This window comes from Achromobacter dolens, assembly GCF_902859745.1.
GTDB lineage: Bacteria > Pseudomonadota > Gammaproteobacteria > Burkholderiales > Burkholderiaceae_B > Achromobacter > Achromobacter dolens.
The window spans coordinates 1-16,457 of sequence record NZ_CADIJW010000017.1; the positions used below are offsets into that span (position 1 = coordinate 1).

A 16,457-nucleotide genomic window follows, 5' to 3' on the forward strand; every position below is an offset into this window, starting at 1 on the left:
GATCGAGATCGACAGGCTGACCGTGAGGTACGCGCCCATGATGATGAGAATGCCCTCGATGGCCTGCCCGGTCTGGTTCAGCGTGGTGTTGACCACCGACACGATGTCCGGATAGCCGATGGCCACGGCCAGCGAGCTGTTTTTCAACAGATTGAGATACTGGCTGGTCATGGGAGGAATGATGACCCGCAAGGCTTGCGGCAGCACCACCAGGCGCAGGGCCAGCGGCCGCCGCAATCCGAGGGCGCCGGCCGCTTCCCATTGGCCGTTGCCGACCGCCTGGATGCCCGAGCGCACCACCTCGGCGATGAACGCCGCGGTGTAGATCACCAGGCCCAGCAGCAGCGCCGCGAACTCCGGCGTCAGCGTCAGGCCGCCCGTGAAGTTGAAGCCCTTCAGTTCCGGCATGTCCAGCGTCAGCGAGGCGCCGCTGGCGAGCCAGCCGATCACCGGCAGGCCGATCAACAGGCCGATGGCCGCGCGGCCCTGCGGGAACGCCTGGCCGGTGGCTTCCTGGCGTTTCCGGCCCCAGTGGCCCAGGAACAGGATGGCGACGACCGCCAGGCCCAGCCCGGCCAGCACCCAGTCGAGCGAGGCGCCTTCCAGCCCCGGCACCTTGAGGCCGCGGTTGGAGATGAAGACGCCCGGCAGCGGATGGTGCGCCTGGCGCGGACCCGGCATGTTCTCGGTGATGAGCGCATACCAGAAGAACAACTGCAGCAGCAGCGGCACATTGCGCATGACCTCGACGTAGATCGAGGCCAGCCGCGCCACCAGCCAGTTCCTGGACAGCCGGCCCACGCCGATCAGCACGCCCAGCACGGTGGCGGCCACCAGCGCCAGCAGGCCGACCCGCAGCGTGTTCAGGATGCCCACGACGATGGCGCGGCCGTAGGTGTCGGCCGGCCCGTAGGCGATGGGCGATTCGCCGATGGCGAAACCGGCTTCGCGCGCGAGGAAGCCGAAGCCGGTAGCGATGTTGCGCAGCGCCAGGTTCTGCAGGGTGTTGTGGACCAGGAACCAGATCGTCGATCCCGCCAGCGCCAGCGCCAGGGCCTGGTAGGCCAGGGCGCGGGTGGCGGGATCGTTCCAGGACCAGCGGCGCGGCGCTCGCCGCGCGTTGGCATTGTTCTGCTTGCCCACGGTTCAGCCCGCCATCAGCGCGCCGACCGCGGCGGCCAGCCGGTCCATGCCCTGTTCGATTACTTCGGTGGCGGTGGCGAAGGAGAACCGCACATACGGCGACAGGCCGTACGAACCGCCGTCGATCACCGCCACGCCGGCCTGGCGCAGGAAGAACAGGCTGACGTCCAGGTCGGTCTTGAGTTCGCCGTCCGGCCCCTTGCGGCCGATCAGGCCGGCGACGTTGGCATAGACGTAGAAGGCGCCGTCGGGCGTGGCGCAGGAAATGCCGGGAATCGCATTCAGGCGCCGCACGATCAGGTCGCGGCGCGCCTTGAAGATGGCGACCATCTCGGTCACGCTGGACTGGTCGCCTTCGAGCGCGGCCTGGGCCGCGGCCTGCGAGATGGCGCTGGGGCAACTGGTGCTTTGCGACATGACCGTGCTCATGGCCTTGATGAGGTCGGCCGGGCCGGCGCCGTAGCCGATGCGCCAGCCGGTCATGGCGTAGGCTTTGGACATGCCGTTGACGATCAGCGTGCGCTCGGCCAGGCGCGGCTCGACCTGCACCGGCGAGACGTGCGCTTCGGCGCCATAGCAGAACGGCGCGTAGATTTCGTCGCTCAGGATCCAGACGCGGGGGTGGCGCACCAGCACCTCGGTCAGGGCGCGCATCTCGGCGCGGCTGTAGACCGCGCCGCTGGGGTTGCTGGGCGAATTCAGGATCAGCCAGCGGGTGCGCGGGGTGATGGCCGCCTCCAGGCTGGCGGCGTCGAGCTTGAAGCCCTGCGATTCGGGTCCGGTCACGACCACCGGCTTGCCCTCGTTGAGCAGCACCATGTCGGGATACGACACCCAGTACGGCGCGCACACGATCACTTCGTCGCCCGGTTCCAGGCTGGCGGTCAGGGCCGCGCCGATGATCTGCTTGGCGCCGGCGCCCACGGTGATCTGGTCCAGGCCGTACTTGGCGCCCAGGGTCTGCTCCAGGCTGCCGGCGATGGCGCGGCGCAGGCCCGGGGTGCCGTTGGGGCTGGTGTAGCGGATATCGCCGCCGGCGATGGCGTCCTGGCCGGCGCGCGCGATGTGGGCGGGCGTGGCCATGTCGGGCTCGCCCAGGGTGAAGTCGGCGATCTCGCGCCCGGCGCGGCGCAATTCGTCGACCACGATCTTGGCGGCCATGCTGGGGGAGGGTTTGATCTGCTTGAGGCGGGCGTTGACGATGCTGTTCATGGTGACTGCTTCAAAGAATGCGGAGGCCGGCGCGAGGCGGCCAGTCCGCGGAAATCGGGAAAACGCGGCGCGGCCCGGCGCCATCGCCGGGCCGCGCGAGAGTCGCTCAGCGCACGGGCCAGCCGTACATCAGGCCGCCCTGGGTCCACAGCTTGTTCAGGCCGCGGTCCAGCTTCAGGGGGCTGTCCTTGCCCATGGCGCGGTCGTAGCTTTCGCCGTAGTTGCCGACCTGCTTGATGATGTTGTAGGCCCACTTGTCGTCCAGGCCCAGGTTCTTGCCCATGCCGGGCGTCACGCCCAGGATGCGCTGCACGTTGGGGTTGGCGCTCTTGAGCATCTCGTCGACGTTCTTGGACGTGATGCCGTATTCCTCGGCTTCGAGCATGGCGTTGAGCGACCAGCGCACCACGTTGAACCACTGTTCGTCGCCCTGGCGCACCATGGGGCCGAGCGGTTCCTTGGACAGGTTCTCCGGCAGGATCTCCCAGTCGTCCGGCTTGGCCAGGCGGGTGCGCATGTTGGCGGCGGTGTTGGACTTGTCGTTGGTGTAGGCGTCGCAGCGGCCGGACTCCAGCAGGCGGAAGTTCTCGTCGTAGTTCTCGACCAGCACCGGCTTGAAGGTGATGCCGCGGGCGCGGAAGTAGTCGGCCAGGTTCAGTTCGGTGGTGGTGCCGGGCTGCACGCAGACCGTGGCGCCGTCCAGTTCCTTGACCGTCTTGACGTTCATCGACTTCTTCACGATCAGGCCCTGGGCGTCGTAGAAGTTCACGCCCACGCCGATCAGGCCCAGGGTGGTGTCGCGCGTCAGGGTCTGGGTGGTGTTGCGCGACAGCATGTCGATCTCGCCCGATTGCAGGGCCGTGAACTTGGCCTGCGCGGTCAGCACGTTGCCCTTGACCTTCGCGGCGTCGCCGAACATCGCGGCGGCCACGGCGCGGCACATGTCCACGTCCAGGCCGGTCCATTCGCCCTTGCTGTCGAGCACCGAGAAACCGGGAATGCCGGCAAAGCCGCATTGCAGGAAGCCTTTTTTCTTGACGGCTTCGAAGGTGACGCCGGCCTGGGCGCCGGAGGCAACGCACAACAGGGTCGCCGCGACGGCGGTGGTCAGGAACTTGCGCATGAGAGTGTTCTCCAGGGGTACGGAAAAGGGCAGGGAATGGCTAGGAAACAGACCGGCGGCGCACCGTCGCGTCCCCCGGGCGGGCGGGATGGGACAGGCGCTTGGGACGGGGAGGGGAAAGGCGGGGCGTCAGCGACGATGGCCTTCCGGGCGGGCCTTACCGGTGGAGGCGGGCGGCGTAGCGTTGGAAGGTCGGGCGGGGGACAGGCAACAGGCTCATCGGCGGCACTTGGACGGCAGATCTTGCATAACTGATGCGACGTATGATGGCAGCCATCATACAAGTGAGCAAGTCAGGGGATTCCCGTAATTTGCAATGTCGGCAGCGGTTATATGGCGCGAGCGGCCGGGCGCCATGAGGGCGCGGCGCGCGGCAGGCGACGGGCCTGGGCGGGGCGGCGCGTGGCCGCCCCGGAGGATTCCGCGGCGCCAGTCGCGCCGGGAACGGGACCGGGGCCGGTCAGGCCGGCGGGTTGGACAGCAGCTTGCGGTAGCGGGCGATGCTGTCGCCCAGGTGGCGGGCCATGGCGGCGCGCGCGGCGCCGGGATCGCGGCGCATGATGGCGGTCAGGATGGCTTCGTGCTCCTGCACGTTGCGGGTCTCGTAGACCTCGAGCTCTTCGGGGGTCTTGCCGCCGTGCTTGATGTTCAGGTCCAGCATCACGTCGCGCACCGCCGCCTGCAGCAGGGCCGGGAAGTGCGGGTTGTTGGACGCGCGCGCGATCGACAGGTGGAACTCGTAGTCGGCTTTGACGGCGGCTTCCATGTCGCGGGTGGCGCGGTTGAAGGCGTCGAAGGCCTCGACGATGCCGCTCAGGTCGGCGGCGCTGCGGCGCTCGGCCGCCAGGCCACAGGCCTCGACCTCGAGGCCGGCGCGCAGTTCCATGATGTGCAGCGCCCACCGCGGATCGGCGGCCGGGGCGACGACGAAATCGATGGGCTTTTCGCGGTCTTCGGTGACGAACACGCCGATGCCGGCCTTGCTGACCAGCCGGCCGCTCAGGCGCATCGAGGCCACGGCCTCGCGGATCACGGTGCGGCTGACGTCGAATTCGGCGCACAGCGCATGCTCGGACGGCAGCTTGTCGCCGGGGCGGTACTGGCGGGCGTCCAGCCGCTTGGTCAGTTCGTCGATCACGACGTCGGTCAGGCGCGAGCGCGGGCGGGGCCGGGGAGTTTCCATTGTCTCTCTTGTAGGGTTGCGGCGCCGGGAGGGCCGTAACCCCTATGATAAACGCCCGATGCCGTATGACAGCATACAGGAGCGTTATCGGGCCATGGCTGGGGCGGGCTCATGGCGCCGTGGCCGTGGCGCCCAAAGCAGGACGCCCTCCGGTGGGCGGAGGGCGTCCTGGCTGCGCGGAACCGCAAGAGGCAGTGGTCGGCGCGTGGCCGCCCGTTGCGGGCTGGCGTTTACTGCGGGCCGAGCTTGCGGATCAGGGCGTCGAGCATCTCCAGTTCCTCGGGATGCAGGTCGGTCAGCGGGGCGCGCACCGGGCCGGCATCGTGGCCGACCAGCTTGGCGCCGGCCTTGACGATGCTGACGGCGTAGCCGGCGCAGCGGTTGCGGATCTCCAGGTAGGGCAGGAAGAACTCGTCGAGCAGGCGGTTGGTGGTGTCGTGGTCATTGGCGGCGATGGCGCGGTAGAACTGCATCGCGGTCTTGGGCACGAAGTTGAAGACGGCCGACGAGTAGACCGGCACGCCGAGCGCGCGGTAGGCGGCGGCATAGACCTCGGCGGTGGGCAGGCCGCCCAGGTAGGAGAAGCGGTCGCCCAGCTTGCGGCGGATGCGGACCATGGCTTCGATGTCGCCGACGCCGTCCTTGAAGCCGATCAGGTTGGGGCAGCGCTCGGCCAGGCGGGCCAGGTGGTCGGCCGACAGGCGCGACTGGGCGCGGTTGTAGACGATGACGCCGATCTTGACGGACTTGCAGACCTGTTCGACGTGGTCGGCGATGCCTTGCTGGGAGGCCTCGGTCAGGTAGTGCGGCAGCAGCAGCACGCCCTTGGCGCCCAGGCGCTCGGCCTCCTGGGCGTAGGCGATGGCCAGGCGGGTGGGGCCGCCTGCGCCGGCCAGGATCGGCACCTTGCCGGCGCAGGTGGTGACGGCGGTGCGGATGACATCCGAATACTCGTCGGGGGCCAGCGAGAAGAACTCGCCGGTGCCGCCGGCGGCGAACAGGGCGGTGGCGCCGTAGGGGGCCAGCCATTCCAGGCGCTGGGCATAGGTCTTGGCGTTGAAGTTGCCTTGCGCGTCGAAATCGGTCACGGGGAAGGAGAGCAATCCTTCCGAGACGATGGCCTTGAGTTCCTGGGGTGTGGTCATGCCTGGGTCCATTGAAGCGAAGTGAAGGCCGCCGTAGCGTCATGCCCGCGGCCGGGGATTGGGTAACTGATGATGTATGTCATCGTACAACATACAAGTTGAATCGACAATGCCTGCGCGCCGATCCAAAAGAAAACGGGCGGCCCGTGGCCGCCCGTTCATGGCTTCGCCGGAAGCGGCTCAGGCCGACAGCACGCCGTCGGTCATGCGCGGCAGGCCGAGCGGATTGGCGCGCTTGAGGCCGTCGGGCAGCAGCGCGTCGGGCAGGTCCTGGTAGCAGACCGGACGCAGGAAACGGCGGATGGCGGTGGCGCCGACCGAGGTCGAGGCGGGATTGGAGGTGGCCGGGAACGGGCCGCCGTGCACCATCGCATGGCTGACTTCGACGCCGGTGGGATAGCCATTGGCCAGGATCCGGCCGGCCTTGCGTTCGAGCACCGGCAGCAGGCCGCGCGCCATGTCGGCGTCGGCTTCGTCCACGAACAGGGTCGCGGTCAACTGGCCTTCCAGGTGCTCGGCCACCGCGCGCATCTGCGCGGCGTCGCGGCACGCCACCACCAGCGAGGCGGGGCCGAAGACTTCGGCCTCCAGCTCGGGCGAGGCCAGGAAGCGGGCGGCGTCGGTGCCGAAGACGGCGGGGCCGGCGGCGTTGGCGGCGGGCCGCGAGGCTTCGCCGCGTCCCAGCGTGGCGACGCTGGCGTGGCCGGCCAGGGCCTGTTCGCCCTGTGTGTAGGCGGCGAAGATGCCGGGGGTCAGCATGGTGGCGGCGCCCTTGGCCTGCACCGCCTGGCCGGCGGCCTGGCGGAAGCGCTCCAGCGCCGGGCCTTCGATGCCGATCACCAGGCCGGGGTTGGTGCAGAACTGGCCCACGCCCATGACCAGCGATTCGACGAAGCCCTTGGCGATAGTCTCGGCGCGCGCTTCCAGGGCGGCGGGCAGCAGGAAGACCGGGTTGATGCTGGACATCTCGGCATACACCGGGATCGGCACCGGGCGCGCGTTGGCGGCCGCCACCAGGGCCAGGCCGCCGCGGCGCGAGCCGGTGAAGCCGACCGCGGTGATGGCCGGGTGCGTCGCCAGCGCGGTGCCGATCTCGTTGCCGGCGCCGAACAGCAGCGAAAACACGCCTTCGGGCAGGCCGTGCCTGGCCACCGCTTGCTGGATCACGCGGCCCACCATTTCGGAGGTGCCGGGATGGGCGTTGTGCGCCTTGACGATCACCGGGCAGCCGGCGGCCAGCGCCGACGCGGTGTCGCCGCCCGCCACCGAGAACGCCAGCGGGAAGTTGCTGGCGCCGAATACGGCCACCGGGCCCAGCGGCACGTTGGCCAGGCGCAGGTCGGCGCGCGGCAGCGGCTGGCGGTCGGGTTGGGCGGGGTCGACGGTGGCGTCCAGGAAGTAGCCGTCGCGCACCACGCGCGCGAACAGGCGCAACTGGCCGACGGTACGGCCGCGCTCGCCCTGCAGGCGGGCCAGCGGCAGGCCGGTCTCCAGGTGGGTGCGCTCGATCAGCGCATCGCCCAGTGCCAGGATGCCTTCGGCGATGCTTTCGAGGAATTGCGCGCGGGTCTCGAGCGGCGCGGCGCGGTAGGGGTCGAACGCGGCGGCGGCCAGTTCCGCGGCGCGCGCTACGTCCTCGGCGGTGCCGGCGCGGAAACCGGGTTGCAGCGGTTCGCCGCGGGCCGGGTCGATGGCGTGCAGCGGGGCGCCGGCGCCCTTTACGGACTGGGCGCCGATCAACATATTGCCGGTCAAGGTCATGAATCTCTCCGAATGAAAACGCCCCCGGAACGGGGGCGAACAGGTGTGGCGCGTCGCGGACCTATTGCGGGCCGAGCTTGCGGATCAGGGCGTCGAGCATCTCCAGTTCCTCGGGATGCAGGTCGGTCAGCGGCGCGCGCACGGGGCCGGCATCGTGGCCGACCAGCTTGGCGCCAGCCTTGACGATGCTGACGGCGTAGCCGGCGCAGCGGTTGCGGATCTCCAGGTAAGGCAGGAAGAACTCGTCGAGCAGGCGGTTGGTGGTGTCGTGGTCATTGGCGGCGATGGCGCGGTAGAACTGCATCGCGGTCTTGGGCACGAAGTTGAAGACGGCCGACGAGTAGACCGGCACGCCGAGCGCGCGGTAGGCGGCGGCATAGACCTCGGCGGTGGGCAGGCCGCCCAGGTAGGAGAAGCGGTCGCCCAGCTTGCGGCGGATGCGGACCATGGCTTCGATGTCGCCGACGCCGTCCTTGAAGCCGATCAGGTTGGGGCAGCGCTCGGCCAGGCGGGCCAGGTGGTCGGCCGACAGGCGCGACTGGGCGCGGTTGTAGACGATGACGCCGATCTTGACGGACTTGCAGACCTGTTCGACGTGGTCGGCGATGCCTTGCTGGGAGGCCTCGGTCAGGTAGTGCGGCAGCAGCAGCACGCCCTTGGCGCCCAGGCGCTCGGCCTCCTGGGCGTAGGCGATGGCCAGGCGGGTGGGGCCGCCTGCGCCGGCCAGGATCGGCACCTTGCCGGCGCAGGTGGTGACGGCGGTGCGGATGACATCCGAATACTCGTCGGGGGCCAGCGAGAAGAACTCGCCGGTGCCGCCGGCGGCGAACAGGGCGGTGGCGCCGTAGGGGGCCAGCCATTCCAGGCGCTGGGCATAGGTCTTGGCGTTGAAGTTGCCTTGCGCGTCGAAATCGGTCACGGGGAAGGAGAGCAGTCCTTCCGAGACGATGGCCTTGAGCTCCTGCGGCGTGGTCATGGGCGGGTTTCCGTAAGTGGCGGGGTGGCCGCTGGCAGGCGAGCCTGTCGCGCGGACCCGATTGAATAGGTACGTCATCGTACAACATGATTTTGGTCGGTTCAACCTATTGCCCAGCGCTTGCAGGCGTAATGTTCGGGAAATCCGCAATGCGAGCCAGGCTTGGGGCAAAGCATAATTGCATTAGTTGTACGATAACGTATCGCGCGCCGCCTACCGCGGCACTCCATTCTGGCACTCCATTCTCAGAGGACTCCCCCATGCTGCCCGCGGCTGGCCCTGCGCCCGTGCTGATCAAGATTCATCCCGAGGACAACGTTGCCATCGTCGCCAATGACGGCGGCCTGGCGGCCGGCGCCGCGCTGGCCGACGGCCTGACGCTGGTCGAAGCCGTGCCGCAAGGCCACAAGGTGGCGCTGCGCGACCTGGCGCAGGGCGAGCCGGTGCGCCGCTACAACGTCATCGTGGGCTACGCCGCGCGCGACCTGCCGCGCGGCAGTTGGGTCAATGAACGCGTCACCACCATGCCCGCCGCGCGCACGCTGCAGGACCTGCCGGTCGGCACGCGCAAGCGCGCGCCGCTGCCGCCGCTGGAAGGCTACACGTTCGAGGGTTACCGCAATGCCGACGGCACCGTCGGCACGCGCAACATCCTGGCGATCAGCACCACGGTGCAATGCGTGCAGGGCGTGGTCGAACACGCGGTCGAGCGCATCCGCCGCGAGCTGTTGCCGCGCTATCCCAACGTCGACGGGGTGGTGGGCATCGAGCACACCTATGGCTGCGGCGTCGCCATCGACGCGCCGGGCGCGGCGATTCCGGTGCGCACGCTGCACAACATCGCCCGCAATCCCAACTTCGGCGGCACCGCGATGGTGGTGAGCCTGGGCTGCGAGAAACTGCAGCCCGAGCGCCTGCTGGCGCCCGGCGCCATCCCGATCCGCGCTGGCGAGGGCATGGCGGCAGACGGCGGCGTCGATACCATCGTGCTGCAGGACGACGAACACGTGGGCTTCGAGTCCATGATCGCCAACATCATGCGCACCGCCGAGCGCCATCTGCGGATCCTGGACCAGCGCCGCCGCGAAACCTGTCCGGTGTCGGAGCTGGTGGTGGGCGTGCAGTGCGGCGGCAGCGACGCGTTCTCGGGCGTGACGGCCAATCCGGCGGTCGGCTTCGCTGCCGACCTGGTGGTGCGCGCCGGCGGCACCGTGATGTTCTCGGAAAACACCGAGGTGCGCGACGGCATCGACCAGTTGACCGCGCGCGCCGCCACGCCGGAAGTGGCGCAGGCGCTGGTGCGCGAAATGGCCTGGTACGACGAATACCTGCAACGCGGCAGCGCCGACCGCAGCGCCAACACCAGCCCGGGCAACAAGAAGGGCGGCCTGTCCAACATCGTCGAGAAGGCGATGGGGTCGATCATCAAGTCCGGCACGTCCAATATCGATGGCGTGCTGTCGCCGGGCGAACGGCTGACGCGCAAGGGCCTGATCTTCGCGGCCACGCCGGCCAGCGATTTCATCTGCGGCACGCTGCAGTTGGCGGCGGGCATGAACCTGCACATCTTCACGACCGGCCGCGGCACGCCTTATGGGCTGGCGCAGGTGCCTGTGATCAAGGTCGCCACCCGCAGCGACCTGGCGCGGCGCTGGCACGACCTGATGGATGTGGACGCCGGCCGCATCGCCACCGGCCAGGCCAGCATCGAGGACGTGGGCTGGGAGCTGTTCCGTCTGATGCTGGACGTGGCCAGCGGCCGGCGCCAGACCTGTGCCGAGGCGCTCAAGCTGCACAACGCCCTGGCGCTGTTCAACCCGGGTCCGGTGACCTGACGCCTGTCAGGCGGGCCCGTACACGCTAAATACAACGACAACGGAGACAACATGGATTCAAACAGAAGGCACCTGCTGGCCGCCGCCGCCGCGCTGGGACTGGCGCGGCTGACGCCGGCCTGGGCCCAGGCAGACGCATGGCCGACGCGGCCGGTGCGCATCGTGGTGCCGTACCCGCCCGGCGGTTCGTCGGACATCATCGCCCGCGTGATCGCGCCGCGCCTGGCCGAAGCGCTCAAGCAGACGGTGGTGGTCGAGAACAAGCCGGGCGCCAACGGCAACCTGGGCGCCGGCATCGTGGTGCAGTCGGCGCAGGAGGGCCACTCGGTGCTGCTCTGCGACGTCGGCGCGCTGGCGATCAGCCCGTCGGTCTACACCAAGCTGTCGTTCGATCCATCCAAGGATCTGCGCGCGGTCGGCATGCTGGCGTATTCGCCGCACGTGCTGGCGGTGCATCCCGATGTGCCCGCCAGGACCGTGCCGGAGCTGGTGGCGCTGTCGAAGAAGCAACGCCTGAATTTCGCCGTCACCGCCATCGGCAGCGCGCCGCACCTGGCGGCCGTGGCGGTGCAGCAGGCCACCGGCGCGCAATGGGAATACGTGCCCTACAAGGGCGGTTCGCAGGCGGTGACGGACACCATCGGCGGCCAGACCCAGGTCATCATGAACGGCCTGCTGGCGACGCTGCCGCACATCAAGGGCGGCAAGCTGCGCGCGATCGCGATCTCGAAGAAGGAACGCATGCAACTGGTGGCCGACATCCCGACGATTTCGGAGCAGGGCGTGGCGGGCTTCGAGTCCGGCACCTGGCAGGGCGTGATGGCGCCCGTCACCACCACCGACAAGACCGCCAGCCTGCTGGCCGCGCTGATGGGCCAGATTGTCAACCAGCCCGACGTGAAATCGCAACTGAACGAGCAGGGCGCCGAGATCGTGGTGCGCGATCCGGTGCAACTGGCGCAGTTCTTCAACAGCGAGCGGGCGCGCTGGGCCAAGGTGGTGCAGAGCGCCGATATCCGGCTGGATTGAGGCGGGCGGCTCCGCCCGGCCCTCCAAAGCACCGCGGACCGTGGAGCGCCTGGCGCCGCACGGTCCGCGTTCTTTGGGATGCAGCGATCAGTCGGCCGTCTGCGTATCCGACGGCGCCTGGGCCGGCGTTGCCACCGAGGTATCGACAGACTTATCGACAGACGTGTCGACCGTCGCGTCCACGGACGTGGCGGCGGGCGCGGCGGCCTCGACCTGCGCCGGCTGCTGGGCGCCTTCCGCGGCCGGCTTGCCCTTGTTCGCATTGCCCTTGCCGCCGCGACCGCCCGCCTTGGCGTGGCGGCGCGAGGCCATGCGTTTGGCGTGCTGCGCCTCGTTGGCGGTGACGGCGCCGGCGGGTTCGCCGTTCAGGTCCACGCGCGCGGCGGCCTCGACCATGCAGTCCCAGTAGCGGCGGCCGTCACACCAGGTCTTGACGGCCTGCTTGATCTCGTCGGCGCTGAGCTGCAGGGCCTTGGCGTGTTGCACCAGATCCTCGAGCACGCCCAGCTTGAGCGGCACCTTGGGCGCCGGCTTCTTGGGGAAGGCCTTGGGGAATTGCCGTTGCAACCGCGAAATGGCGATCAGCACCGGGTCGACCGCCGGCGCCTCGCGTCGTTCGCCAGCCGGCGAACGCGCAGGTTTCTTCCGGGCGGCAGCCGCATCGTCGGACGGACGCGCGGAGGGCTTGCGCGACCCCGCTTCGTTGGCGGCCGGACGGGCGGGTTTCTTTTTGGAAGCCGCCTCTTCGGGAGCCTGCTTCACGAGCAGTTCTCGGATTGCGGCGAGCTGTTCTAGACCCATGGTGTGCTGCGACTTCAAATGTTGAAAGCGTGGAGCATAACAGTTGTAGCGGGTCAGATTGAAGTTGCGGCCCTCCGGCGGCCGTCGTAAGCTCGTGGCCACCATGGGGATGCACACGCCGGTTACGTTTACAAGCCCGTCCGCCGCCACCCGCCGCGCGGTGGCGTGGCTGGCGGCGGCGTTGCTGGTTTTCCAGTCGCTGGTGGCCTCCGCGGCGTTCGGCGCGCCCGCGCCGGCGGCGTCCGCGGGGGTGTCCGGAAATGGCGCCAGCGTCATCCTCTGCACCGCCAGCGGTCCGCGCGTGGTGGTGTTGGCGGCGGATACACCGGCCAGCCCGTCCGCGGCCGGCCATGACGCCGGGGCCCTGGGCGGCCCGTTGCCGCACTGCTGCGCATCGACCTGCGCCATGCTGGGCGGGGCTTGCCCGCCCGCGCCAGCCGACATCGCCTGGCGCCTGCCGGCCGAGCTGCCGGCGTTGCCTTTTGCCATCGACGTCGCGCCGCATCCCCGCGGCGAGCCGCTGTGGCTGCCACAGCAGTCACGGGCCCCGCCGCGCGCGGCCTGATGCCGTTTTCGCGCCGCGCCTGCACGGTTTCGCCCGGCTGGCTCGTCGTTGACACGCACGGGACCCCGGCCCTGGCGCCTGCCTCGCCCCGTCTCGCGCGCCATTCCTTTCGCGACTTTCCCCCGCGCCTGCCGCGCGTCTCTTATTCGCCACGCGGCCCCGCGCCGCCCATTTTCCAGGAGATTCATCATGTTCAAACCCGTTCTGATCGCCGCCACGCTGATCCTGGCCCCGCAATGGGCCTGGGCCCACGCCCACCTGCAGCGCGCTACGCCGGCCGACAAGGCCGAAGTGGCCACGCCGTCCTCGGTGAGCGCCAGCTTTTCCGAAGGGCTGGAGCCCGCGTTTTCCACGCTGACCGTGCTGGATGCCGCCGGCAAGCCCGCCGTCACGGCCAAGGCGGCGCCGGCGCCCGGCGACGACAAGACCCTGGTGCTGCCGGTGGCCCAGCCGCTGCCGGTCGGCGCCTACACGGTCAAATGGCAAGCGCTGTCCAAGGACGGCCACAAGACCGACGGCGCCTGGACCTTCACGGTCAAGCCTTGAGATGACCCCGTTGTTGCTGGCGTTCGCGCTGTGCCGGGCCCTCGCCGCCGGCGCGGTGGCGGTGTTGTTCGGCGCTGGCGCGATGCTGGCCCTGGGCGGTTCGCCCCGCCTCGGGCTGGAGACGGAAGCCGCGCTGCGGCGCGCTTTCCGCCTGGCGGGGATCGTCGGCCTCGTCGCCACGCTGTCCCTGTTGCCGTTGCAGGCCGCCAGCATCGCCGGCGACTGGCACGCGATGTTCGATGAAGACATGCTCGACACCGTCATCCTGCAGACCCGCTACGGGCAGGTCTGGATCGTGCGGGCGCTGGCCGCGGCGGCGCTGCTGGGCGTGGTGCTCGGCTTGCGGCCCGGCAGCCCCAGCCTGATCGCCGGGGTCGCCGCGCTGGCGCTGGCGCCGCTGGCCCTGAGCGGCCATGCGGCGATGCACGAGGGCTGGTTGGGGTTGGCGCACGCGCTGAATGACTTCCTGCACGTGCTTGCGGCGGCGTTCTGGCTGGGATCGCTGCTGGTCTTCCTGCTGTGGCTGGCGGCTTGGCGGCGGCCGGCGTGGCGGCGGGACGCCACGCGGGCGCTGCTGCGGTTTTCGGCCTGGGGGCATGTGGCCGTGGCCGTGCTGCTGTTGAGCGGCGTCGCCAATGCGGCGCTGATTCTCGGCCCCGGGTTGCCCGACCCAGCCTCCGGATACGTGCAGGCGTTGATGGTCAAGGTGGCGCTGGCGCTGGCCATGACGGGCCTGGCGCTGTGCAACCGCTATCGCTGGATCGCGCGCATCCGGACACAACCCGTGGTGGCGTTGCGCGCGATCCGGCGCAACACGCTGTGGGAGCTGGCGCTGGGCGCGTTGGTGCTGGCGGTGGCGGGCCTGCTGGGGCTGACGTCGCCGCACTAGCCTGCGCCCGCCACGTTGGCCGGGCGCGGCGTGCGGTTCAGCCCGCCAGCACCAGCAGCAGCGCCAGGCCCAGCAGGATGGCGAAGGCGCCCACCGCGAACGGCAGCAGTTGCGCGTAGACCGCGCGCTCCTGTCCGCGGCCGTGGGCCAGGCCGGCGGCGATCGACATGCGGATCGGCGAGAAGAATCCCATCGACGTGCCCGACACGTGCAGCAGCGCGGCCGCCGCCGGCAGGCTCAGGCCGGCGTGCAGCGCCAGCGATAGCTGCGATGGCATGAACAGGCTGTTGGGCGCGTTACCGCTGTTGGCCAGGATGCCGAAGGCGCCGGCCAGCAGCGGCGTCAGCAGCAGCGTCCAGTCCTGCAGGCTGCGGAACAACCCATCCGCGAAAGCCTGCGAAATGCCGGCGCCGGCCAGCACCTCGGCCATCATCGCGAACAGGAACACGGACAGCACTGCGTGCTTGCCGGTGTTCCAGGCGTGGCGCGCATTACCGGCCAGCAGGCCGGGCTGGCGGCGCAGCAGCGCCATCAGCAGCGCGCCGCCGATCAGCCAGCTCCCGGCGTGCAGGAAAGGCGCCCAGGCGGGCAGGTCGGGATAGGGCGCGATCCTGGCCAGCCGGGCCAGGGCCGGGTTCAGGCCCGGCGTCAGGCGCGTCACCACCAGGCAGGCGATCAGCACGACGTAGGGCAGGGCGCCGCGCGCCGCCGCGCGCAGCTCGGCGCGGCCGGGCCGGCGGTCGAGCACGAAACGCAGCACGATCAGCGGGCCATAGGCCGCCAGCAAGGCGGTCTCGGGCCCCAGCAGCGCCGTGGCCGCCGTCAGCAGCGCCAGGCAGGCCAGCATCCAGCCGGCCTCGCGGGCGCGCTCGTTGGCGGCGGCCGGCAGTCCGGCGCGGTTCGCGGTGCGCCAGAATAATGTCATCCAGACGATCATCAGCAGGGCCACCGGCACCATGCCGACCAGCGCCAGATGGGATGCCGGCACGCGCGCATAGGCCGAGGCCAGCAGCGTGCCGCTGCCCATGGCGCCCCAGGGAATCAGGGTCTGGCTCAACAGCGCGAACACCATCAGCTCGCGCGGCTTGAAGCCGAGCGGCCGGATCAGCAGCACCGTGCCCAGCATGCCGACGCCGAAGCCGGTGGCCGACTCCGCGAAAGGGCCGATCAGGAAACAGGCGAAGAACAGCAGGCGGCGCCGCGCCAGCAGGTCGGCCGGCGCCCGCGCGTTACGCTGGCCGGGATCGCCGCGCGCCGCCATCTGCCAGAACAGCAGGCCGCCCAGGATGTAGGGAGTGATGATGGCGCCGATCCACAGGCCGCGCGCCAGGGCATGGCCCAGTTGGCCCGCGCCGAAGACGCCGGGCGCGCTGAACAGGGCCACCGGCGCGGCCGCCAGCAGGCCCAGCACGGCGGCCAGGGTGGTGTTCAGGCGGCCGCTGGCGATGGCGGCAATGACGATCAGCGCCGGCAGCGACCACAGCAGGTAGGTCAGCATGCCGCCGCGAAGCCGCGCAGGATCGATTGCGCGTGCGGGGTGGGCGCCAGGGCGGCGCGCAGCGCGGCGACGTCATGGCCGTCCGCCGCGAGCAGGCCCTGGCGCCGCGCCAGGCAGGCGTCCATCAGGCCGGCGGTGAATTCGGGGTGGAACTGCACCGACAGCGCGCGCGGGCCGTAACGCAGCACCTGGTGCGGATCGTGCGCCGTGCCGGCTAGCACCGTCGCGGTCGCGGGCGGCCGCAGCACGCTCTGCTCGTGCGTCAGGTGCGCCAGGAAACGGTCGGGCAGGCTCGCCAGCAGCGGATCGGCGGCCGCGGCGGGCAGGCGCTGAACCGTATGCAGGCCGATTTCGCGGCCGCGCGGGTGATAGTCGACCACGCCGCCGAACGCGTGCGCCATCAGTTGATGGCCATAGCAGATGCCTAGCAGCGGCAACTGCGCGGCCATGGCGTCGCGCAGCCATTGCGCGGTGCGCTCGCTCCACGGCTCGCGGTCGGTCACCATGGACCAGGAGCCGGTCAGCACTGCGCCGCGCAGCGAGGCGGGGTCGGGCAGCGCGTCGCTGGCGGCGGGATGCAGGACCGCCAGGGGGACGTCGATGCCGTCCAGGGCGGCGGCGACCCAGTCGGCCTGTTCGCCGTGGGTGGCGCGCAGGTCTTCGGGCGGACGGCCCATTTGCAGGATGGCGAGCGGTTTGTGCGGCATGTCGGTGGCGGAATCGGCGCGGGGTCCGGACGGACCCCGCGCCA

The 16,457-nt window shown here is 70.2% G+C and carries 15 protein-coding genes; 5 read left to right on the top strand and 10 right to left on the bottom strand.

Annotation, left to right across the window (positions count from 1 at the left end):
* The 7 genes from HV783_RS14345 to kdgD (HV783_RS14375) form a co-directional block, all read right to left on the bottom strand.
* Window positions 1-1,143, bottom strand: a 1,143-nt coding sequence (locus HV783_RS14345) for an amino acid ABC transporter permease (protein WP_175189356.1), incomplete at its 3' end; no start/stop codon positions are given.
* Between the two features lie 3 nt (window positions 1,144-1,146).
* Window positions 1,147-2,355: an aminotransferase class I/II-fold pyridoxal phosphate-dependent enzyme gene (locus HV783_RS14350; protein WP_054504563.1), complete on the bottom strand. Its 1,209-nt coding sequence runs from the start codon at window positions 2,353-2,355 to the stop codon at window positions 1,147-1,149.
* 106 nt (window positions 2,356-2,461) lie between these two features.
* Window positions 2,462-3,478 (bottom strand): amino acid ABC transporter substrate-binding protein, encoded by a 1,017-nt coding sequence (locus HV783_RS14355; protein ID WP_144657403.1) that lies wholly within the window; start codon window positions 3,476-3,478, stop codon window positions 2,462-2,464.
* Between the two features lie 460 nt (window positions 3,479-3,938).
* Window positions 3,939-4,661, bottom strand: coding sequence for a FadR/GntR family transcriptional regulator (locus tag HV783_RS14360; protein ID WP_049073862.1), 723 nt, complete (start codon window positions 4,659-4,661; stop codon window positions 3,939-3,941).
* A gap of 230 nt (window positions 4,662-4,891) precedes the next feature.
* Window positions 4,892-5,806 carry a 5-dehydro-4-deoxyglucarate dehydratase gene (gene kdgD, locus HV783_RS14365; protein ID WP_059270414.1) on the bottom strand — a complete coding sequence of 305 codons (915 nt, stop codon included), beginning with the start codon at window positions 5,804-5,806 and terminating at the stop codon, window positions 4,892-4,894.
* A gap of 180 nt (window positions 5,807-5,986) precedes the next feature.
* On the bottom strand, window positions 5,987-7,567 hold the full coding sequence (locus HV783_RS14370; RefSeq protein ID WP_175167780.1) for an aldehyde dehydrogenase (NADP(+)): 1,581 nt from the start codon (window positions 7,565-7,567) through the stop codon (window positions 5,987-5,989).
* Window positions 7,568-7,628: 61 nt separating this feature from the next.
* Window positions 7,629-8,543, bottom strand: coding sequence for a 5-dehydro-4-deoxyglucarate dehydratase (kdgD, locus tag HV783_RS14375; protein ID WP_059270414.1), 915 nt, complete (start codon window positions 8,541-8,543; stop codon window positions 7,629-7,631).
* A 260-nt stretch (window positions 8,544-8,803) separates the two neighbouring features.
* Between kdgD (HV783_RS14375) and garD the strand changes: the two genes are divergently transcribed.
* Both garD and HV783_RS14385 read left to right on the top strand, forming a co-directional pair.
* Window positions 8,804-10,378, top strand: a complete 1,575-nt coding sequence (gene garD, locus HV783_RS14380; protein ID WP_144657397.1) for a galactarate dehydratase — start codon at window positions 8,804-8,806, stop codon at window positions 10,376-10,378.
* 51 nt (window positions 10,379-10,429) lie between these two features.
* Window positions 10,430-11,407: a Bug family tripartite tricarboxylate transporter substrate binding protein gene (locus tag HV783_RS14385; RefSeq protein ID WP_116793544.1), complete on the top strand. Its 978-nt coding sequence runs from the start codon at window positions 10,430-10,432 to the stop codon at window positions 11,405-11,407.
* Between the two features lie 87 nt (window positions 11,408-11,494).
* Here HV783_RS14385 and HV783_RS14390 read toward each other — a convergent pair whose 3' ends face one another.
* Window positions 11,495-12,169: a ProQ/FinO family protein gene (locus HV783_RS14390; protein ID WP_175167782.1), complete on the bottom strand. Its 675-nt coding sequence runs from the start codon at window positions 12,167-12,169 to the stop codon at window positions 11,495-11,497.
* Between the two features lie 148 nt (window positions 12,170-12,317).
* On the opposite strand from HV783_RS14390, the gene HV783_RS14395 reads away from it, so the two are divergent.
* The 3 genes from HV783_RS14395 (at window position 12,318) to copD (ending at window position 14,208) form a co-directional block, all read left to right on the top strand.
* Entirely contained in the window at window positions 12,318-12,773 is a 456-nt protein-coding gene (locus HV783_RS14395) for a hypothetical protein (protein WP_175189357.1), read from the top strand.
* A gap of 189 nt (window positions 12,774-12,962) precedes the next feature.
* On the top strand, window positions 12,963-13,319 hold the full coding sequence (copC, locus tag HV783_RS14400; RefSeq protein WP_175167784.1) for a copper homeostasis periplasmic binding protein CopC: 357 nt from the start codon (window positions 12,963-12,965) through the stop codon (window positions 13,317-13,319).
* Window position 13,320: 1 nt separating this feature from the next.
* Complete coding sequence (gene copD / locus HV783_RS14405; protein ID WP_175189358.1) at window positions 13,321-14,208, top strand: copper homeostasis membrane protein CopD; 888 nt, start codon at window positions 13,321-13,323, stop codon at window positions 14,206-14,208.
* A 37-nt stretch (window positions 14,209-14,245) separates the two neighbouring features.
* On the opposite strand, the gene HV783_RS14410 is transcribed toward copD, so the two are convergent.
* Both HV783_RS14410 and HV783_RS14415 read right to left on the bottom strand, forming a co-directional pair.
* On the bottom strand, window positions 14,246-15,706 hold the full coding sequence (locus HV783_RS14410; RefSeq protein ID WP_217484233.1) for a hypothetical protein: 1,461 nt from the start codon (window positions 15,704-15,706) through the stop codon (window positions 14,246-14,248).
* Window positions 15,700-16,413: a glutamine amidotransferase gene (locus HV783_RS14415; RefSeq protein ID WP_054502852.1), complete on the bottom strand. Its 714-nt coding sequence runs from the start codon at window positions 16,411-16,413 to the stop codon at window positions 15,700-15,702. Before HV783_RS14415 ends, HV783_RS14410 begins: the two co-directional genes overlap by 7 nt.
* Window positions 16,414-16,457 lie beyond the last annotated feature (44 nt).